Source organism: Dyadobacter fermentans DSM 18053 (genome assembly GCF_000023125.1).
Taxonomy (GTDB): domain Bacteria; phylum Bacteroidota; class Bacteroidia; order Cytophagales; family Spirosomataceae; genus Dyadobacter; species Dyadobacter fermentans.
In genome coordinates, this window is sequence record NC_013037.1 from 320,133 (window position 1) to 338,657 (window position 18,525).

At 53.1% G+C, this 18,525-nt stretch carries 20 protein-coding genes; 11 read left to right on the plus strand and 9 right to left on the minus strand.

Annotated elements, in window-relative coordinates; all coding sequences use genetic code 11:
* Nucleotides 1–23: 23 nt before the first annotated feature.
* From DFER_RS01370 to DFER_RS01390, 5 genes are all read right to left on the minus strand, one after another.
* Nucleotides 24–407 carry a type II toxin-antitoxin system HicB family antitoxin gene (locus DFER_RS01370; RefSeq protein ID WP_143828623.1) on the minus strand — a complete coding sequence of 128 codons (384 nt, stop codon included), beginning with the start codon at nucleotides 405–407 and terminating at the stop codon, nucleotides 24–26.
* The gene (locus DFER_RS01375) at nucleotides 385–648 is read right to left on the minus strand and encodes a type II toxin-antitoxin system HicA family toxin (RefSeq protein WP_012779899.1); all 264 of its coding nucleotides are present in this window, start codon (nucleotides 646–648) and stop codon (nucleotides 385–387) included. The genes DFER_RS01370 and DFER_RS01375 overlap by 23 nt, the downstream gene beginning before the upstream one ends.
* 89 nt (nucleotides 649–737) lie before the next feature.
* Complete coding sequence (locus tag DFER_RS01380; RefSeq protein ID WP_012779900.1) at nucleotides 738–974, minus strand: hypothetical protein; 237 nt, start codon at nucleotides 972–974, stop codon at nucleotides 738–740.
* 124 nt (nucleotides 975–1,098) lie between these two features.
* Nucleotides 1,099–1,692: a YdeI/OmpD-associated family protein gene (locus DFER_RS01385; protein ID WP_012779901.1), complete on the minus strand. Its 594-nt coding sequence runs from the start codon at nucleotides 1,690–1,692 to the stop codon at nucleotides 1,099–1,101.
* Nucleotides 1,682–2,089 carry a VOC family protein gene (locus tag DFER_RS01390; RefSeq protein WP_012779902.1) on the minus strand — a complete coding sequence of 136 codons (408 nt, stop codon included), beginning with the start codon at nucleotides 2,087–2,089 and terminating at the stop codon, nucleotides 1,682–1,684. Before DFER_RS01390 ends, DFER_RS01385 begins: the two co-directional genes overlap by 11 nt.
* Nucleotides 2,090–2,403: 314 nt before the next feature.
* Here DFER_RS01390 and DFER_RS01395 point away from each other — a divergent pair, with 314 nt between their 5' ends.
* The 5 genes from DFER_RS01395 (at nucleotide 2,404) to DFER_RS01420 (ending at nucleotide 8,582) form a co-directional block, all read left to right on the plus strand.
* Nucleotides 2,404–3,528, plus strand: a complete 1,125-nt coding sequence (locus DFER_RS01395; RefSeq protein ID WP_012779903.1) for a redoxin domain-containing protein — start codon at nucleotides 2,404–2,406, stop codon at nucleotides 3,526–3,528.
* A gap of 31 nt (nucleotides 3,529–3,559) precedes the next feature.
* Entirely contained in the window at nucleotides 3,560–4,567 is a 1,008-nt protein-coding gene (locus DFER_RS01400) for a sugar phosphate isomerase/epimerase family protein (protein WP_012779904.1), read from the plus strand.
* 463 nt (nucleotides 4,568–5,030) lie between these two features.
* Complete coding sequence (locus DFER_RS01410) at nucleotides 5,031–5,396, plus strand: BlaI/MecI/CopY family transcriptional regulator (protein ID WP_012779905.1); 366 nt, start codon at nucleotides 5,031–5,033, stop codon at nucleotides 5,394–5,396.
* A gap of 27 nt (nucleotides 5,397–5,423) precedes the next feature.
* Nucleotides 5,424–7,379, plus strand: coding sequence for a M56 family metallopeptidase (locus DFER_RS01415; RefSeq protein ID WP_012779906.1), 1,956 nt, complete (start codon nucleotides 5,424–5,426; stop codon nucleotides 7,377–7,379).
* A 66-nt stretch (nucleotides 7,380–7,445) separates the two neighbouring features.
* Entirely contained in the window at nucleotides 7,446–8,582 is a 1,137-nt protein-coding gene (locus tag DFER_RS01420) for a glycoside hydrolase family 5 protein (protein ID WP_012779907.1), read from the plus strand.
* On the opposite strand, the gene DFER_RS01425 is transcribed toward DFER_RS01420, so the two are convergent.
* On the minus strand, nucleotides 8,583–9,080 hold the full coding sequence (locus DFER_RS01425) for a VOC family protein (protein WP_012779908.1): 498 nt from the start codon (nucleotides 9,078–9,080) through the stop codon (nucleotides 8,583–8,585).
* A 108-nt stretch (nucleotides 9,081–9,188) separates the two neighbouring features.
* Between DFER_RS01425 and DFER_RS01430 the strand changes: the two genes are divergently transcribed.
* Nucleotides 9,189–10,106 (plus strand): sugar phosphate isomerase/epimerase family protein, encoded by a 918-nt coding sequence (locus DFER_RS01430; RefSeq protein WP_012779909.1) that lies wholly within the window; start codon nucleotides 9,189–9,191, stop codon nucleotides 10,104–10,106.
* A 10-nt stretch (nucleotides 10,107–10,116) separates the two neighbouring features.
* Here the strand turns inward: DFER_RS01430 and DFER_RS01435 are convergent, their stop codons facing one another.
* Nucleotides 10,117–11,130: a phosphotransferase gene (locus DFER_RS01435; protein WP_012779910.1), complete on the minus strand. Its 1,014-nt coding sequence runs from the start codon at nucleotides 11,128–11,130 to the stop codon at nucleotides 10,117–10,119.
* Between the two features lie 73 nt (nucleotides 11,131–11,203).
* On the opposite strand from DFER_RS01435, the gene DFER_RS01440 reads away from it, so the two are divergent.
* Nucleotides 11,204–11,494 (plus strand): GNAT family N-acetyltransferase, encoded by a 291-nt coding sequence (locus DFER_RS01440; protein WP_041735706.1) that lies wholly within the window; start codon nucleotides 11,204–11,206, stop codon nucleotides 11,492–11,494.
* A 10-nt stretch (nucleotides 11,495–11,504) separates the two neighbouring features.
* Here the strand turns inward: DFER_RS01440 and DFER_RS01445 are convergent, their stop codons facing one another.
* A complete protein-coding gene (locus DFER_RS01445) occupies nucleotides 11,505–13,904 on the minus strand; it encodes a PAS domain-containing sensor histidine kinase (protein ID WP_012779912.1) in 2,400 nt (799 codons plus the stop codon).
* A gap of 229 nt (nucleotides 13,905–14,133) precedes the next feature.
* On the opposite strand from DFER_RS01445, the gene DFER_RS01450 reads away from it, so the two are divergent.
* Nucleotides 14,134–14,772 (plus strand): 3-keto-disaccharide hydrolase, encoded by a 639-nt coding sequence (locus tag DFER_RS01450; RefSeq protein WP_012779913.1) that lies wholly within the window; start codon nucleotides 14,134–14,136, stop codon nucleotides 14,770–14,772.
* A 42-nt stretch (nucleotides 14,773–14,814) separates the two neighbouring features.
* On the opposite strand, the gene DFER_RS01455 is transcribed toward DFER_RS01450, so the two are convergent.
* Nucleotides 14,815–15,297: a DinB family protein gene (locus tag DFER_RS01455; protein ID WP_012779914.1), complete on the minus strand. Its 483-nt coding sequence runs from the start codon at nucleotides 15,295–15,297 to the stop codon at nucleotides 14,815–14,817.
* A gap of 133 nt (nucleotides 15,298–15,430) precedes the next feature.
* On the opposite strand from DFER_RS01455, the gene DFER_RS01460 reads away from it, so the two are divergent.
* The 3 genes from DFER_RS01460 to DFER_RS01470 are packed head-to-tail and all read left to right on the plus strand — an operon-like array spanning nucleotide 15,431 to nucleotide 18,463.
* Entirely contained in the window at nucleotides 15,431–16,810 is a 1,380-nt protein-coding gene (locus DFER_RS01460) for a Gfo/Idh/MocA family protein (RefSeq protein WP_012779915.1), read from the plus strand.
* A 1-nt stretch (nucleotide 16,811) separates the two neighbouring features.
* Nucleotides 16,812–17,672, plus strand: a complete 861-nt coding sequence (locus DFER_RS01465; protein ID WP_012779916.1) for an alpha/beta hydrolase — start codon at nucleotides 16,812–16,814, stop codon at nucleotides 17,670–17,672.
* A 5-nt stretch (nucleotides 17,673–17,677) separates the two neighbouring features.
* On the plus strand, nucleotides 17,678–18,463 hold the full coding sequence (locus DFER_RS01470) for an SDR family NAD(P)-dependent oxidoreductase (protein WP_012779917.1): 786 nt from the start codon (nucleotides 17,678–17,680) through the stop codon (nucleotides 18,461–18,463).
* Nucleotides 18,464–18,525 lie beyond the last annotated feature (62 nt).

Here is an 18,525-nt window from a genome sequence, read left to right on the forward strand (position 1 = left end):
AAGTTGCTGGACTTCTACTGTTTTTATCGAAGTCCAAACACTTCATCACCAAGCTCTTGATGCGCCGATGCATACTGTAACACCGATTTTACAAAATCATTCAAAGTCACGTCGTACTGCGATGCAAGCAGTGCGATTTTTTTATGCAACTCAGATGAAACGCGCACATTAAAAACACCTTTGTAGGACTTATCAGGCAACTTGCCCAGGGCCTTGCAAGTTTCGATATAATCATCAACGGCGTCCTTCATGCCTTGTTTCAGTTCTTCAACAGAAGTTCCCTCAAATGTTACAAGGTCATTAACGCCGATCAGCTTCCCGAAAAACACTTCGTCGGCCGGGCTGAATTGTATATTGGCCGTAAAACCATCATAGGATAGCGAATTAATCATTCTTGATTTTTCCATTTTCTTTCAGAGTTGTAATGATCTGGTCGATCACGTATGATTTCACAATAGGAGTGGGGTGAGGCTTGTGTAATGAAATGATGCGCTTCTCATGGTCGGCAAATTTGATTCGTGACCCGCCAGTCTTGCCAGGTGGAAGTTCCTCATAGCCATAAAATTTGAGAATCAGTATCAGTTCCCTCCAAACAAGATCCTTCGGTTTGCTATGAAACCAGGCAAGCAATTTTTTGATTTGGGTCATGACGCATAGTGTGTAACTGAATTTTAGTTACAAAAATATGACATTGACGAAGTTTTCCAAATCTCCTTTAAACGTTTCAGTCGAACACGTCATGCATCCAATTCCTCATCCTCAACCCCTTCAAAATAATTCAAAACCGTCATCAATGGCAGCGTTGTTTTATCTGCCGCATTCGAGAGCTGGATCACCGCACGGTCGATGGAGTTGGGGTCGAAGCCGGAAAAATAGCCTTCAATCATCTCCCCGGGCCGCATTTGGTAGGAAATGGCTTTGTTAATATATTTCGAGGCGCGTTTTTGGAGGCCGGTGAGTGGTGGGGCGGACATGGCGGATTTTCGGGTTGGTTCGAATGGGAAGAATGTGGTTCTTCCTGCTAGCAAAGCCACCAATCCGCCCGAAAGGTTCCGCATTGGGGCGGAACTTTCAGGCGAATTGCGTTCATCAAATGCCTCAGCGCGGCCAGCGGGGGTGGTTGGCGCGTTCGTTCCGCGCGGCCATTTCTACCGACTGCGCAATGCGTTTCTCCCGTGTTTCGGGTCTTTTCGCATTCAGAATCCATTCCAGAATAAGCCGCTTGGAAGATGGTGCGAACTTTTCGAAATTTTCAAATGCCGTCGGATTAGCGTCGAACGCTTTTTGCAAGTCATCGGGAATAAGCGCATTACCGGCTCTTTCGAGCGCGTCCCAGGCGCCGGTTTCCTTTGCAAGGTCGATCATTGCCTGGCCCTCGGGACGCATGAGGCCGGATGCGATCATCCGGTCGGCGCGTTCCTTGTTCACAATGCTCCATTTGCTTTTGGGGTTGCGTTTCGTAAATGTGAGGTAAAAACTTTCGTCATCGCGCTTGATCGCCTTGCTGTCGATCCACCCGTAGCACAATGCATGCTCGATCGACTCCTTGTAGCCGATGCTCGCCGTGGGGCTGTCCTTGTGGTAAATGATGAGGAAAACGGCATCCTTCTTCGTGCCGTTTTCCGCGAGCCAGTTACGCCATTCCGTGCTGGTAGGCGCTGCGATGGCCTCGATGCCGTTTTTAGTTTCCATTGACTACCGACAAATAATGCTTGTTGAACATCACACCTAGAATGTTACCGAACGGGTCCACCACCGAGGCCGTCACAAAACCCTCGCCGCGCGTGATTACCGGCTGATAACTCGTAGCACCCATATCCAGCAGTCTTTGGTAAGCTCCTTCCACATTATCCACATGCCAGTAGATAATCGCTCCGGCGTGTGACCCAGTCGCGCCGGGAGGCGCCCACTTTGCGTCGATAACGCCCATTTCATGTTCATAGTCGCCCACGCGGAATTCGATGTAGCCGGGTTTTTCAAAGTAGGCTGGAATTTCGAATACTTCGGAATACCATTTTTTCGCAGCGTCCAGGTCGGCTGCGTAAAAATTAACCGTTGCGAAACCTCTGAGTGACGTTGCCGTGGCCATGTTTTTTGGGTTTTGGTTTGAAGATGAAGCGAAGCTAAGTAACCGTCGTGACAGCCTTATGTCAGCAGGTTTTCAAGGGCTTAAAAAAATGACCGCTTCCTTAGCCGTTTGAAAATCGGATTTTTAAGTGATTTTCCAAAATTTTAAATTTGGTGACAGTGCAAGCCGCTTTCGTCTTTTACACAGGCCTTGTTCAATTCCGATTTTCCCTCCCTCCCTTTTAAATGAGTAACTTCCAATAGCACGAAACCAGTATTTTGTTGCATTACGCCTGCTTTTGGTTTAAATTCATAACTCAACCAAAAACCAGGACTATGTGCGCATTTCGTAAACTGATTTTTGCTTTGGCATTGGTAGTCAATGCATTGAATGTATTTGCCGCCGATCAGCCGGAAACTTTGAAGATCGGTGCGCAGGCGCCGGATTTTAATTTGATGGGTGTTGACGGCGAGCGGTATTCGTTGAAGAGTTTTGCAGATGCGGATGTCCTTGCGATCGTGTTTACATGCAATCATTGCCCAACCGCGCAGGCCTACGAGGAGCGGATCAAGAAACTCACCGCCGACTACAAGGGCAAAAAAATGGCAATGGTAGCGATTTCGTCCAACGATCCGAAGGCGATCCTGCTCGATGAGCTTGGCTACACCGACCTGAGCGACACTTACGACGAAATGAAAATCCGCGCCAAAGACATGGCTTACAACTTCCCGTATCTCTACGATGGCGACGACCAGAAGATCGCATTAGCTTACGGACCGGTGGCAACCCCGCATATTTTTATTTTTGATAAGGCAAGAAAACTGCAATACAACGGTCGGATCGACGATGTTGAAAAGCCGACGGGGACGCCTAAAAACCTGGATGCGCGCAACGCGATCGAAGCATTGCTGGCCGGAAAGCCGGTGCCGGTGGCCAGCACGAAAACGTTTGGCTGCTCGATGAAATGGGCCGCCAAAGAGGATAATGTCAAAAAAGAGCAAACGGCTTGGGCCAAGGAACCGGTGACCCTCGAGGTGATCGACGAAGCCGCTTTGAAAGAGCTAATCCAAAACAAATCCGACAAGCTGCGGCTGATCAACGTTTGGGCAACCTGGTGCGGGCCCTGCGTGACCGAGTTTCCCGATTTTATGGTCATGCACCACATGTACCGCCGCCGCGATTTTGAGTTTATTTCGATCAGCGCCGACAATCCCGACAAGAAGGAAAAGGCCCTGAAATTCCTGCAAGGCAAGTTTGCTTCCAATCAAAACTATATTTTTAATGTAGAGGACAAATACAAGCTGATTGAAGCGGTAGATCCGAAATGGCAGGGCGCTTTACCCTATACCATACTTGTAGAACCCGGCGGTAAGATCGTCTATTCGCAGCAGGGGCCGATCGACCCCGCGAAAATGAAGAAAATGATCGTCGAGAATAAGTATGTAGGACGGTACTACTAAAACCATATTAAACACATTTCGACCTGATTCTATGGAAAACCAAGACCTTTCAAGACGCCGTTTTCTGGGCACGTCGGCCCTGGCGGCGGCGGGTTTCGTGATGGCGCGCACCCCGATTTTCGGCGCACCGGCTTACATTAAGAAATTCGGCAAGCCCAATTCGCTGTTCAACGGCGTGCAGGTGGGGGCCATTACCTACTCGTGGAGGAGCCTGCCCGGCGGCGCGGAGGACATTTTGAAATACTGTATCGAAACGAATATCAGCGCCATCGAGCTCATGGGCCCGACGGCAGAATTGTTCGCAGGAGCGCCCGAAGCCCCACCGCGCCCCAGCATGACACCCGGCCCCGACGGCAAACGCCCCGAACCGACCGAAGAACAAAAGGCGGCCCAAAAAGAGTATGGCAAGAAAATGGCCGAATGGCGCGCCAAAGTGTCGATGGACAAGTTTGTGCAGCTGCGTAAGATGTATAACGATGCCGGTGTGAGCATTTACGGTTTCAAACCCAATGCGCTGGGCACGAACAATACCGATGCCGAAGTGGACTACGCATTCCGCGCCGCCAAGGCCCTGGGCGCCAACCAGGCCAACGTGGAGCTGCCAAACGACCCGGCACAAACCAAACGTCTGGGCGACATCGCGGCCAAAAACAAGGTATATTGCGGCTATCACGGCCACACGCAGCAAACCCCGACATGGTGGGACACCGCGCTCGGTCAGTCGAAATACAATGCGATGAACTTTGATATGGGTCATTATGTAGCCGCCGGTTTCGATCCGTTCCCATTACTGGAAGCGAAGCACGACCACATCGTAAGCATGCACGTGAAAGACCGCAAAAACAAGCAGAACGGCGGCGCCAACCTGCCGTGGGGCCAGGGCGATACCCCCATCGTAGCCGTGCTGGAAACGATGCGCGCCAAAAAATACAAGTTCCCGGCTACCATCGAACTGGAATATGAAATCCCGGCCGGCTCGGATGCGTTGAAAGAAACCGCTAAATGCGTCGAATTCGCGCGGAAGGCACTGGGAGCGTAATTTTTTGATACAAAACTGAAACGGGTCGTGGAGCACTGTGCTTCACGACCCGTTTCAGTTACTCAGCATGCTATAAATGGATTGATGATGGTCAGCTTGCCTTCGACTACGAGTTGATGCTACATATCTTCAGAATAAAGCTATTCAGAGTAATTGGCCTCGTCTCGATCGAATTTGAATTTTGACAGATCGACGCGAGGAAACCTCGAATATCTTTCGTGAATATCCTCCAACGAAGCTGGCCTACGAGGTTTTTCTATCCGTTCAACCACCGCAGTAACTTTGATATTCTTCCCGACGAAGTCAGAAGGAAGCTCAATCGTCACCGACGTGGTCTTGGGGGTGATGTTTTTCGTGAACATAGTAGTGTGGTTTTGTGTAATCAAATCTAAAAAATTTCCTCTAAAAATTTTTTCGTACGAAAAATTTCCTACCTTTGGTCGGTTGATTGAAAAACTTGCAAATGGAACCTACAAAATCAGAACTGGAAATACTGCAGGTGCTTTGGGAACATGGGCCGTCGACGGTGCGGTTTGTGAATGATAAGCTCAATGAAGAGAAGCGGGCGGTGCAGTATTCGTCCACGTTAAAACTCATGCAGATCATGGCCGAAAAGGGCATTGTGATGCGCGATGAGAGCAGTATGAAGCATATTTACAGCCCCGCAGAACCCGAGGATAAGACAAAATCCGCACTGCTCGAACGCTTCGTGGATTCGATGTACAAGGGCTCGGCGTCGAGCCTGGTGATGCAGCTTTTTGGTAACAAAAACACTTCCGCCGAGGAGCTGAGCGAGATCAAGGATTTTCTGAAAAGTTTGGATCAGTAATTATCAAACGACACAAACCGGTTAGCCATGAATTGGAACTTCATTGATCAGCCCGCCGCACGCCAATGGGTGGAAGCCATGTGCCTCATGCTCATGCATTCGCTCTGGCAGGGGCTTGTGGCCGCCATCCTGGCAGGAATGATCCTGCTTACGACGCGGAAGAGCCGGCCCGCTTTCCGGTACAATCTGCTGGCAGGACTGATGCTCCTGTTCGTTGCCGGCACCGTGCTGACGTTCAACCTCACCTTGCGCGGCTCGCACGATGCACCGGCGGTGACAACCGGCCTGGCCCGGGAATGGGTTAATCAGGCCATTTTCCAGCATCCGGCAAGCCCGGTAGTCGCTGCCACGGACGCGAACTGGATAGCGCTCATTACCGGCTTTTTCAGTGCCCATGCGCAGATGATTGTGACGGTTTGGTTTCTGGTTTTTGCATTGAAATCCTTGCAGGCTGCCAGCGGGCTGCTTTATCTGCACAGGATCACCCGGTCGGTATCGGCACCGGGCATGCAATGGGTCGTCCGGTTCTATGAGCTTGCCGGGCGGATGCAGGTGAATCAGGAAATAGAATTGCGGGAATCGGCGCAGATTGCCGTGCCGATGGTGATCGGTTTTCTGAAACCGGTGGTGCTGGTGCCGCTGGGCATGCTGGCGAATTTGCCGGCGGCGCAGGTGGAGGCCATTCTCCTGCACGAGCTTGCGCACATCCGCCGGCGCGATTACCTGGTGAACCTAGTCCAGATCTTCTGTGAAAATGTGTTTTTCTTCAACCCGGCGGTTTTGTGGATTTCCAAACTGATCCGCGAGGAGCGCGAGCATTGCTGTGATGATCTGGCGATCGGTGTCATGCAAAACAAAACTTCGTTCGTTCATGCCCTCGTATCATTTCAGGAATACAACCAGTCGCGCCCGACATTTGAGATGGCCTTTTCCCAAAAGCGTAACCATTTGCTGGACAGGATCAAACGCATTATCAATAACAATAATAAACCACTTGATGCCATGGAAAAACTATTTGTAACATTCAGTCTGGCAGCGGCGATCACGTTGTCGGCGGCAACTGCACCCGAAAAGCCGGCCATCCCACGTGCTGTGTTTAAGCAGCCGGAGAGTCGGATGGCGGAGCTAAAAACGCCGGAAGCACAAAAAATTGCGGCTATTCAGGAACCAGACACGCTGCCCCGGAAAAAGCGGACCGACATGGCGATTCATTCGGCGAACGTACGCGGCGCACGCGAGGGGATCAGTACGTATAATGTAACCCGTAACGGCAGGCAGTATGAGATCGTGAAGCGCAATGGTAAAATGGTTTCGCTATGGGTCGACGACCAGGAGATCGCCGAAGGTGATTATTCCAAATATCAATCCGAGATCGACGAGATCATGGAGGAAATTAAAGTCCAGCATGAACTCGCCGAAAAACAGCGCGCAGAAGCCGAAGAAATGCGGAAACTGGCGGATGTGCAGCGCCGCGAGGCAGAGAAGCAACGCGAGGCAGCGAATGAAATCCGGAAGCTGGCCGAAGTGCAGCGGCGTGACGCCGATAAACAACGCGAACAAGCACACGTAATGCGCCTGGAAGCGGAAAAGCACCGGGAACAAGCCGCCCGGATACGCGTGGAAGCGGCCAAACAGCGGGAGCACGCGGACGAGATGCGATTGCAGGCGGAAAAGCACCGCCAATTGGCCGAGGAGCAGCGCAAACAAGCCGACGGAATGCGAAAGGAGGCCGAAAAGGAACGGGAAGCTTATGTGAAAAAGCAGGAAGGCGTAATCGAGGAGCTGATTAAGGGCGGGATTGTGAAAAGCCGGGATGATGTGTCGTTCAAGCTGGCTGACGATGAGCTGATTGTGAATGGCGAAAAGCAGCCGGCCGAATTGCACCAGCGGCTTAAATCGAAGTACCTGGGCGACGATGCCGGAGGGAAAACGGAAATGTATTACAACTTCAACGGCCGGTCGGGCTATTCCAGAAGCCGCTAGCGAGCAGTAAAACCGTTCATGCGGTGCGTTTAATAGGAAGTAACCACGAAAAACTTCCCGATTGCCATGCATCGCAGGACATTCATACAAAATACATCCATCGCACTGGCCGGGGCCGCATTGGCTCCCGGCCTTGCCGTTTCGGGCCAGGCAGCGCAGAACAAGCTGCCCAAATGGAAAGGCTTCAATCTACTCGATTTCTTTTCGCCAGACCCCGCCAAAGGCCGTAAGCCCACCACCGAGGAACAGCTCAAATGGATGAGCGACTGGGGCTTCGATTTCATTCGCATTCCGATGGCCTACCCGGCTTACCTTAAATTCGATCGCAGCAAAAACATCACGCCGGAAGAAGTGTACCAGATCGACGAGCGGGCCGTGGAACGGATCGATAAGCTCGTGGCCGCGGCGCACAAATACAACATGCACGTGAGCCTGAACCTCCACCGGGCGCCGGGTTACTGCATTAATGCGGGTTTTAACGAACCCTACAACCTCTGGACCGACCAGAAAGCCCTCGATGCATTCTGCTTCCACTGGAATATGTGGGCTAAACAATATAAAAATGTGAGCTCTGCACGGATCAGCTTCGACCTGCTGAACGAGCCGAGCATGCGCGCGGATATGAACGACCAGCATTCGAAACGCTCATCGGTGCCTGGTGACGTTTACCGCAAACTCGCGATTGCCGCGTCGGAAGCGATCCGGAAGGAAAACCCGGGACACCTGATCATCGCCGACGGCAACGACGTAGGTACATCGGTCATCCCCGAGCTGGCCGACCTCGACATTGCACAAAGCTGCCGCGGCTACCACCCGGGCATTATTTCGCATTACAAAGCGCCCTGGGCCACGAAAGATCCCGACAATGTGCCGGAACCAAAATGGCCCGGGCAGGTAGGCGACCAATACCTCAGCCGGGCCATGCTGGAAAAGTTTTACAAGCCGTGGATTGAGCTCGTCAAAAAGGGCGTGGGCGTGCATTGCGGCGAATGCGGCTGCTGGAATAAAACGCCGCACGCGGTTTTTCTGGCCTGGTTTAACGACGTGCTCGACATCCTGTCATCGAACGGCATCGGCTTTTCGCTATGGGAATTCGCCGGCGACTTCGGCGTGCTCGACTCCCGCCGCGATGATGTTGCGTACGAAGACTGGTACGGCCACAAGCTGGACCGCAAGTTGCTCACGCTCCTGATGAAATACTGATTACTTATCCAGTTCCGCCAGCAATCCGGGGATATTCAAACTACGTGTGTACATTTCGATGGAGCCGTCGGGCTGGTATTCCCACGATTCCTGCGGCCTGTCCCAGTACAGTTCCACGCCGTTGCCGTCGGGATCGTTCAGGTATAATGCTTCGGAAACGCCATGATCGCTGGCACCGGTAAGCGGGTAGCCTGCTTTGATGAGGCGGTTCAATGCGGCTGCGAGGTCTTTTCTGGTAGGGTAGAGGATGGCTGTGTGAAACAAACCTACGCCCTGCGGGGAAGCGGGCGGCGCCCCTTTGCTGTACCATGTGTTAAGACCAATGTGGTGATGATAACCGCCTGCCGAAATGAAAACGGCCTGCGTGCCGTAGCGGGTTGTGATTTCGAAGCCGAGAATGCCGCAGTAAAAATCAAGCGCCCGGTCGAGGTCGGCTACTTTGAGGTGGACGTGGCCGATGCGGGTTTGAGCGGGAATAATATAATTATCCGGTTCCATAGGAGGTGTGATCGGGTTGGTATGACAAATCAAATTACATGGAATTGCGGTAAATAATTCCGGAAAGCGGCTTTACAGTTAAATCAGTCAACTATTCAGCATACATTAATGAACCGCCGAGACGCATTATCTTCGATCGCTGCCGTGGGCGCAGCGGGCATTGTTCCCGCCGAAGCCGCCAGGGCCAAAGTACAGCCATTTATTTACTCCCTCAATATGAGCACCCTGCGCGGCCAGAAACTGGGCTTCCGCAAGGAACTGGAAATGGCCGCGAAGGCAGGTTATGGTTCGGTCGAGATATGGATCAGCACTTTGCAGGATTATCTCAAAGGCGGCGGTACATTGCAGGAAGCCAGGCGGATTATCACTGACCTGGGCCTGAAAGTGGAGGATGCCATTGGTTTCGCGACCTGGATCGTCGACGACGAGGCCGCACGCGCGAAGGCATTGGACCAGCTGAAAGGTGAAATGGAGCAACTTGCGGCCATCGGCTGCCCGCGCGTAGCCGCACCGCCCATGGGCGCAACAACCGGCCCGTCGCTGGACCTGGCCCGGGTAGCCGAACGCTACCGGGCGATCCTCGAACTGGGCGACAAAACCGGCGTGGTACCGCATTTGGAACTGTGGGGTTTTTCCAAAAACCTGAGCCGCGTGGGTGAAATCCTGTACGTGGCCGTGGAATCGGGGCACCCATCGGCCCGCTTGCTCATGGATGTGTACCATTTGCACAAAGGTGGCTCAGGAATGGATGCGATTAAAGATGTAGGCAAGCCTCTCATCGAGATTTTCCACGTGAACGATTATCCCAAAACGCCGCCGCGGGAATCCATCACCGACGCTGATCGGGTGTATGTGGGCGACGGCATTGCGCCCTGGAAGAATGTGGTGCAGAGTCTTAAAAATCCGGATAAGCCCATTATCCTGTCATTCGAAGTATTCAACAAAGACTACTGGGCGCAGGACGCATTGCAGGTGGCGAAGACGAGCCTCGCGAAGATGAAGAAAATCGTGGAAGCGGCGGTTTGAAAACCCGCTTTCAATGCAGATCGCGGGAGGCTGCGGGTTCGCCAAGCTGGTGATAGTCGAAGTATTTTTTGAGGAGCAGGTTAATAAACCTTTTGAGGTAAATCTCATTCAGAAACACATTCGACCAGTTATCGTACCGCTGCGACTGAATGCCCAGGTAGAAGAAATACAGGCAAATGCCCAATATCGGGATCAGCCGTTTTTCCTCATTACTTACCGGCGTAACGGACTCATAACCGAGCATAAATTGCGCGGTTTTGAGCTCGCGTTCGGCATCTTCCTTTTCCGTAGAATGGATTTGTAGCATATAATAGGCCATATCCAGACAAAGCCAGCCATTTCCGCAGAAATCGAAATCGAAGAAGGTAATCCCGCCGTCGGAAGCCACATTCATGTTGTCGAACCAAAGGTCGAGGTGCACGGCGCCTTTGCGCAGGTCGCTTTGGCTGGCATTTTGCAGTTCGCCGATCAGGTATTTCTGTATTTTTTGCATGTATTGCATCTCCTCGGTGTCGGCGGGCAGGAAGCGGCCGACCTGCGCGAGGGAGTCGATGAGCAGCTCCTTTTCGGAATAGGTGACGCGTTGCAGCGCAAAATCTTTTGTCAGTAAATGCATTTGCGCCATCAGTTCGCCCACCCGGAAATGCGTTTCAGCATCAAAATTGAGCACTTTTTTACCTTCCGCATAGGAGAATAACACCGCGAAACGCTCGCCCTCGGGCGCTTGAAAGCTTTGTATCCAGGTGTTTGCAAGGTCCGCAATGGGGTAGGAAACGGCAATGCCGTGCTTGCGGAGGTGTGTCAAAAGCCGCAGTTCTTCCGCGATCTCGGTGCGTGTGCGCCACTGATGGCTGTATACCCGGAAAATGTAGGGGTTTTCAGGCGTCGTAACCAGGTAAGTGTCGCTGATGCCGGTTTTTAATATGCTGCATTCCACATCCTGGCCGGGGAAATAGTGTTTTTGAATAAACTGGCCGAGGTGAAAGGGCGAAAGATTGGAATTGGAAACCGGAAAGACGTTCATGGCGAAAGGAGATTGGGGCGGCAAAATTATGGATATATTTGCCGGGAGCGATATGCACTTTAAACAAAAATTTATGGCAGAGATCAAATTCAAACTCGATAACCGCCGCCGCGGGGAATTTTATGTGGAAGAAGACGGCAAGCAGGTGGGCGAAATGGTGATCGGGCTGAGTGAAACGACCCTTACGGTATACCACACCGAAGTAGACCCTGCGATGGAAGGCCGCGGGCTTGCACGCAAAATGCTGGATGCGATGGTGGCCTACGCGCGCGAGAACGGATTGCAGGTTATGCCGCTGTGCGAATATGTGCACGGGCAATTCCGCCGCCATCCCGAAGATTTCGCGGACGTTTGGCAAAAATAACCCTGCCGCATCAAAGCGGTTGCGGCAGGTATACGATAAAAGTGGCGCCTCGGCCCGGCTGGCTTTTGGCGGTAATGTAGCCATGGTGGTTCTGAACCACCTTTTTACACAATGCCAGCCCAATGCCCGATCCCGAAAACTCGCTGCGCCCGTGCAGCCGCTGGAACATCTGGAAAATGCGGTCGAGGTAAATCTCGTCGAAACCGATCCCGTTGTCGCTTACTTCGAGGCGAATGTAGTGGTGGTCGGGCAGGAGCTTGGGCAGCGTTTCTTTTTCGGCCGCGTCCACATCGCGGTAGGCAATGCGGATCGTCGAATGCTGCTCGGGAAGACGGTATTTGACGGCATTGCTCACGAGGTTCTGGATCAGCTGCGTCAGCTGCGCGCCATTGCCCCATACTACCGGCATTTCTTCTACGATTACTTCCGTTTTTTGTTCCTGAATGGAAATTTCGAGGTCGGCCAGGACCGATGTAACGATTTCTCCAAGCTCTACCGGCGTAAATTCACCTTCGCGAGTGGTAAGCCGTGAGTAGGCCAGCAGGTCGTCGATCATCGCCGACATTCTTTTGGAAGCGTCCTGAATGCGGTTGAGCATGTATTTGCCATTGTCGTCGAGCTTATCGGAATAGGTCGAGAGCAACCGGGAGCCGAACGACTGGATTTTGCGCAGCGGTTCCTGCATATCGTGGCTCGCGGCGTAGGCAAATTGTTGCAGGTTATTATTTGAATTCACCAGCTCGATGTTGGCCTGGTGCAGCTCGTCCGTACGCTGGCGGACGCGCCTTTCGAGCTCGCTGGCAAGCTGGCGGTAGCGCTCTTCGCTTCGTTCCAGTTCCTGGCGTGAAATCACCTGCTCGGTAACGTCTACGGCCATGTCGAGGATCGCGTACACTTCCCCGCGCGAGTTTTTGAGGGGTTTGTAAGTATAGTCGTAATAAAACGTTTGCAGCCGGCCGTCGACTACCAGGTCGGCCCGTGCACCTTGCTCGGAATGCGCCTCTCCCGACTGGTAAATCCGGTCAAGGATCGCGTGGAATGGCTGGCCTTCGAGCTCGGGCAGTGCGTCGCGCAGCGGTTTGCCGATCACCGACCGCCCTTTTCCCCAAACTTTCAGCATCGCCTCGTTGGGGATGTCGATCACCATATCTTTTCCAACAAATAATGCCGTCGCTACCGGTGCCTGTTCAATGAGCGTCCGCAAATGCTCTTCATTCACTTTCAGCCGCTGTTCCGATTCGATCCGGTCCGTAATGTCCATCACGATGCCGGATAGCGAAATGGCCTCGCCCGTGCTGTCGTAGAGATAGCGGCCCAGCACGCGCACCCAATGCACGGAGCCGTCGTTCCAGACAAACCGCGCCTCGTAGCGCAATTCACCGCTCGCTTCGGCCTCGGCATACGCATTGTTCCGGATACCTACATCTTCCGGGTGGAGGCTTTCCAGCAGCAGTTCGCGCGTCATGTTCGCATTTTCGCTGCCGGTGATGATATGCGCCATAGTAGGCGAGTAAATGATCTCGTTCGTGGCCAGCGTAACCATAAATGAACCGGCGCCCGATCCTTCAATAGTCATCGCGGCCTGCTGGTCGGCCCAGGCGATTTTTTCCTGGCTGGTGACTTCGGAAGTTATTTCACGCGAAATGCCTGAAAACCGGTACGGCGTACCTTCCTGATCGAAATACGCCTGGCCGGTGCAATGCAGCCAGCGAAGTTTGCGGTCTGTGGCGCCGTTAACCCGGTATCGCACATCGTAGGGCGTGCGCTGCAAAGGGTCTAGCGCCCGCTCGATCGCGTCGATCACCCGGCTGCGGTCGGCGGGGTGCACAAATTGCACCAGGCGCTCGTAATACATGTCCGCCTCGGCCGGGTAGCCGTAGAGCTCCTTGCAGCGGTCGTTGAAAAGCGCCGTCCGGTCGATCGGATTGAGGTTCCAGGTGCCGAGCTGGGCGGCCTGGATGGCGAATTTTAGGCTTTCTTCACTCTCTTCCCGGGCTCTGTCGGACCGCAGCTGCCGGGAAATGTCCATCATCGAACCGACCATCCGCACCGGCTTTCCGTTGATCTGGATCGTGTAGCCGCGGTCGTGCACGTGCGCGTACGAGCCGTCGGCACGTCGGAACCGGTAAAAATCCGACCAGTTGCTCTCTCCCTGGTTGATTACCTCGTAGATTTTTTTGATAACCTCATCCTGGTCGTCGGGATGGATACGGTCAAACCACGAGTTGGGCCCGCCTTCGACTTCTTCGGGGCGGTACCCGAAAATTTCCTGCATACCCTCATTCCACCACAAGGTGCCCCTTTCCAGGTCCCAATCCCAGATTACGTCATGGGTAGCTTTTGCCACAAGTTTAAACCGCTCGATCGCCAGCAGCAGATCGTCCTTACGCGCATTAAGGGTATCAGTCATTGTTAAAAAAATGTCCTCTGTTTTTAGGTACGGGGCTTGTCGGTTACCGCCGCACCCTGTAAAAATACGGATATTAGCTATAAAGTAACATTCGGTTGTCAATCGCGGAAAACATACGTTCAAAGCGTCCAGTCCGATTTTTGCGCAAATGCCTGTAAAGTAAAAATCTACTCAAAACCTCTTTTCCCATCATTGGAAAAAACTATACTAGCACGAAACCGACCACGTCATGAGAAAGCTTCCGTTCTATTTCACCTGCGCCGCAACGCTCGCATTTGCGGGCTGCATTATGATTGCCCCCGGTAAGCCGGTAGCGCTCTTCGACGGCCGGACTTTCAACGGATGGGAAGGCGACACGGTGAAAACCTGGAAGATCGAGAATGGAAGCATTGCCGGTGGCTCATTGGAAGAGACCGTTCCGCATAACGAGTTCCTGTGTACGCGGAAAGAATATGGCAATTTTATTCTCAAAGTAAAATTCAAACTTACCGGCCACGAGGGCTTCATCAACACCGGCGTGCAGTTCCACAGCGTGCGGCTCGCCAACCCGGCCTACGAAATGACCGGCTACCAGGCCGACCTCGGTGACAAATACTGGGCAAGCCTTTACGATGAATCGAGGCGGAATAAAACGCTGATCGCCCCGGGTTCCGCATTGGTGGAAAAACTCGTGAAGCGGAATGACTGGAATAATTACGAAATCCACAGCAAGAACGGCCATATCCAGCTATTCCTGAACGGGACAAAAACCATCGATTACCAGGAGCCCGATAAATCCATTCCTCAGAAAGGCCTCATAGGACTGCAAATCCACGGCGGCGGGAAAGCCAAGGTGTATTACAAAGATATTGTGATCGAAGAATTGTAAGCGCCTGCCGGTATGCGCACCGGCAGGCGTTTCTTGAATGCCTTATTTCCAGATCCCCAGCAGCCTCCGCGCTACGATGATCTCGGCAATGTGGTAGGAATTGTGATCGGCGATCAGCATTGCTTCGCGCACGATATTCTGCCCGCTTCCCCATGGCAACGGACTGAAAAGGTCTTTCGACTCGTCGCGCAGCAGGTCGAAAAACCGGCGCTGGTCGTCGTTGATTTCCGCAACGCTGTCTTCCCATTGCTCGTCGCTCACATTATCGGTCGGCTGTGGCCAGTATTCGTCCGGCCAGATGAGCGTTTTGTAATCCTTCGAGATCGAGAAATCGACGATGTCCTTCTGGGCAATGCGGATGTGTTCCAGCAGTTGCCAGATGCTGTACGGCAGGTTGTCGGGAATGACGGTGCGCAAATGCGCGGGAACGCCGGTGATGGCTTCTTCCAGTGTGACGTGTGCGTTTCCGCCCCGGATGAGGTCGGTCAATTCATTAATCAGTTTTTTTCGCTGCTCGGCGTGCATCGGAACGTTAGTTAAGTGAGTAGAGTGAGGAATAAGGTGGCAAAATGTACATATTTTTAATTTGGCGGCGCAACAAATTCCGAATTGTTTAAATTAGGGGAAAACATCTTCTTAAACCTTTGAAACACTTCAAATGAAGCCTGATCGCCGCAATTTTATTAAAAATGTAACAGCCGCGTCTGCACTGTTAGCCACGGAAAGTTTTGCCAAACCTTTTCACATTATCAAAGACCTCAAAAAAATCAGTCCTAACGACAAGATCCGCTTCGCGACAATCGGCATGGGTATCCAGGGGCACAGCGACACCAAGGCCGCATTGCGCAGCTCGCAGGACGTGGAGTTCGTAGCCGCCGCCGACCTGTACGACGGCCGCCTTACCCGTGTGAAGGAGCTTTACGGAAAAGACATTTTCACCACCCGCGACTACCGCCAGATCCTCGAACGGAAGGATATCGACGCGGTGCTCGTGGTAACCCCCGACCATTGGCACGACCACATCACTAAAGCCTCATTGCAGGCCGGCAAACATGTATACTGCGAAAAGCCGATGGTGCACCATATCAACGAAGGAATTTCGGTGATCGACGCCTGGAAAAAGTCGGGCAAAACGATGCAGGTCGGCAGCCAGCGGATCAGCTCGGCGTCTTTCAAGGAGGCCAAGCGGCTGTTCCAGGCTGGGGAAATCGGTGAAATCAATTATGTGGAATCGAACAATGACCGTTTCAATGCCATCGGCGCATGGAACTACTCCATTCCCACCGATGCCTCGCCCAGCACCGTCGACTGGGATGCCTACCTGGGCGACGCCCCCAAGCGCCCGTTTGATGCGAAACGTTTTTTTCGGTGGAGAAATTACCAGGATTACGGTACCGGGGTCGGCGGCGATCTTTTTGTGCACCTCATCACAGGCGTGCATTTCGTCACCAACTCGCTCGGGCCGGAACGTGTAATGTCTTCCGGCGAGCTGAGCTATTGGAATGATGGCCGCGATGTGCCCGACGTGCTGGTATCCATCCTCGACTACCCGAAAACGGACATTCACGCCAACTTCCAGATGGTACTCCGCGTGAACTTCGCCAATGCAGGTGCCATTGCAAATAACACCCGCATTATCGGCACCGAGGGACAGATCGAATTTACTGAGAACAACCTGGTGCTTACCAAGAAAAAACTGCCGAAAGCGCCCGGAATGGGCGGTTACGATAGCTTTAACACATTCTCGGAAGCGCAGCAGAAGGAGTTCAAAAAGCAATACGACGCGCAATACCCGGAAGACACCCGAAAAGCGGAGCCTGTCAAAGAAGTGCGGTTTGTAGCGCCGAAAGAGGACGATGCACACGCCAACCATTTCAAAGACTTCTTTGAAAATGTGAAAAAAGGAAGCCTGGGGACGATTGAAGACCCTGTGTTCGGTTTCAGGGCCGCGGCGCCGGTACTCGCTTGCAACGAAAGCTATTTCAGTAAAAAAATCATCCATTGGGACCCGGTGGCGATGAAAACGAAGAAAAAATAATATGAAGATCATCTGTACGATTGCATTGGCTGCGTTGCTGGCCATTCCTGCGCTTGCGCAAACGGGCAAGGTGCTCGATAACCTGTCGGTACCTTCCAAACTGCTTAAATCCGACCGCAAATACGCCATCTACCTGCCGCCCGACTACGGCACCTCCGAGCGGAGTTACCCGGTGATGTACCTCCTCCACGGTGCCGGCGACGACCATACCGGCTGGGTGCAGTTCGGCGAAGTGCTGCACATCGCCGACAAGGCGATCAGCGAGGGTAAAGCCACCCCGATGATCATCGTCATGCCCGATGCGAATACGGGTAGGAGGGGGTATTTCAATGATGTAAAAGGCGACTGGAACTACGAGGACTTCTTTTTTACCGAGCTGATGCCGCATGTCGAAAAGAAATTCCGGATCAAAAGCGAAAAGCGGTTCAGGGCCATTGCCGGGCTTTCGATGGGCGGCGGCGGCAGTTTTATGTACGCATTGCACCACCCGGAACTGTTTTCTTCCGCATGCCCGCTCAGCGCCTCCACAGGACCGATTACGCTCGACGATGCCAGGAAGAACCTGCTGAGAAACAATCCCAATATCGCCGACTCGACCGCCGAGCGCTATTACAACCGCCACAGCGCCCTGGCGCTGATCAACAACATGCCCGACGACCAGAAAAAGGCCGTGCGCTGGTACATCGACTGCGGTGACGATGACTTTTTGTATGAAGGCAACAGCCTCGTGCACATTGCATTACGCAAAAAGGAGATCCCGCACGAGTTCCGCATACGCGAAGGCGGGCACACCTGGACCTACTGGCGCGAGTCGTTGCCGGAAGTGCTGGGCTTCGTTTCCAAAGCATTCCATCAGTATTAATCGCCATGGTGCAGGACGTTCTGCCTGGCATCAGGCAATTTGACCTCAGGGGGAAGGTCGCTATCGTCACGGGAGGTTCCAAGGGCCTCGGGCTGGCGATGGCGGCCGGACTGGCATCGGCGGGCTGCGACATGCTGCTGGTCAACAGAAGTGCCGTGGACGGCGAGCGCAGTGCGGCGGAGCTTTGCATTTCGTTTGGTACCCGCGTGCTCTCTTACGCAGCCGACATTACATCGGAGCCGGAAGTGAATGCGATGGTGGCATTTGCGCTTGAAAGTTTCGGGAAAATCGATATCCTCATCAACAGCGCCGGGATCAATATCCGCGGGCCCATTGATGAACTCGCGGTGCCGGATTTCAAACTGGTGATGGACGTTAACGTAACCGGAACCTGGCTGGCCTGCCGGGCAGTGGTGCCGCACATGAAAAAGCAGCAAAGCGGGCGCATTATCAACCTCGCAAGCACGCTAGGGCTCGTAGGGCTTGCCAACCGAACGCCCTACACGGCCAGCAAAGGGGCGGTAGTGCAAATGACCCGCGCATTGGCACTCGAACTCGCGCCATTCAACATTATGGTGAATGCGATCTGCCCCGGCCCCTTCCTTACTGAAATGAACATCCCCATCGCAGAAAGCGAAGATGCGCGCAATATCATCCTGGGCGCAACGGCGCTCCGCCGCTGGGGACATCTGCGAGAAATCCAGGGCGCCGCTATTTTTCTCGCCAGCGATGCGGCTAGTTATATGGTCGGATCGGTGCTCGCGGTGGATGGCGGCTGGACGGCTCGTTAATCGCTTTTTAATTTCAATAATATAATTTTTACAAGACGCAAACGTTTGCACAACTGCGTTTG

Coding starts and splice junctions, on each gene's coding strand:
- DFER_RS01370 (WP_143828623.1), bottom strand. CDS start 407: ATGGAAAAATCAAGAATGATTAATTCGCTATCCTATGATGGTTTTACG.
- DFER_RS01375 (WP_012779899.1), bottom strand. CDS start 648: ATGACCCAAATCAAAAAATTGCTTGCCTGGTTTCATAGCAAACCGAAG.
- DFER_RS01380 (WP_012779900.1), bottom strand. CDS start 974: ATGTCCGCCCCACCACTCACCGGCCTCCAAAAACGCGCCTCGAAATAT.
- DFER_RS01385 (WP_012779901.1), bottom strand. CDS start 1,692: ATGGAAACTAAAAACGGCATCGAGGCCATCGCAGCGCCTACCAGCACG.
- DFER_RS01390 (WP_012779902.1), bottom strand. CDS start 2,089: ATGGCCACGGCAACGTCACTCAGAGGTTTCGCAACGGTTAATTTTTAC.
- DFER_RS01395 (WP_012779903.1), top strand. CDS start 2,404: ATGTGCGCATTTCGTAAACTGATTTTTGCTTTGGCATTGGTAGTCAAT.
- DFER_RS01400 (WP_012779904.1), top strand. CDS start 3,560: ATGGAAAACCAAGACCTTTCAAGACGCCGTTTTCTGGGCACGTCGGCC.
- DFER_RS01410 (WP_012779905.1), top strand. CDS start 5,031: ATGGAACCTACAAAATCAGAACTGGAAATACTGCAGGTGCTTTGGGAA.
- DFER_RS01415 (WP_012779906.1), top strand. CDS start 5,424: ATGAATTGGAACTTCATTGATCAGCCCGCCGCACGCCAATGGGTGGAA.
- DFER_RS01420 (WP_012779907.1), top strand. CDS start 7,446: ATGCATCGCAGGACATTCATACAAAATACATCCATCGCACTGGCCGGG.
- DFER_RS01425 (WP_012779908.1), bottom strand. CDS start 9,080: ATGGAACCGGATAATTATATTATTCCCGCTCAAACCCGCATCGGCCAC.
- DFER_RS01430 (WP_012779909.1), top strand. CDS start 9,189: ATGAACCGCCGAGACGCATTATCTTCGATCGCTGCCGTGGGCGCAGCG.
- DFER_RS01435 (WP_012779910.1), bottom strand. CDS start 11,130: ATGAACGTCTTTCCGGTTTCCAATTCCAATCTTTCGCCCTTTCACCTC.
- DFER_RS01440 (WP_041735706.1), top strand. CDS start 11,204: ATGGCAGAGATCAAATTCAAACTCGATAACCGCCGCCGCGGGGAATTT.
- DFER_RS01445 (WP_012779912.1), bottom strand. CDS start 13,904: ATGACTGATACCCTTAATGCGCGTAAGGACGATCTGCTGCTGGCGATC.
- DFER_RS01450 (WP_012779913.1), top strand. CDS start 14,134: ATGAGAAAGCTTCCGTTCTATTTCACCTGCGCCGCAACGCTCGCATTT.
- DFER_RS01455 (WP_012779914.1), bottom strand. CDS start 15,297: ATGCACGCCGAGCAGCGAAAAAAACTGATTAATGAATTGACCGACCTC.
- DFER_RS01460 (WP_012779915.1), top strand. CDS start 15,431: ATGAAGCCTGATCGCCGCAATTTTATTAAAAATGTAACAGCCGCGTCT.
- DFER_RS01465 (WP_012779916.1), top strand. CDS start 16,812: ATGAAGATCATCTGTACGATTGCATTGGCTGCGTTGCTGGCCATTCCT.
- DFER_RS01470 (WP_012779917.1), top strand. CDS start 17,678: ATGGTGCAGGACGTTCTGCCTGGCATCAGGCAATTTGACCTCAGGGGG.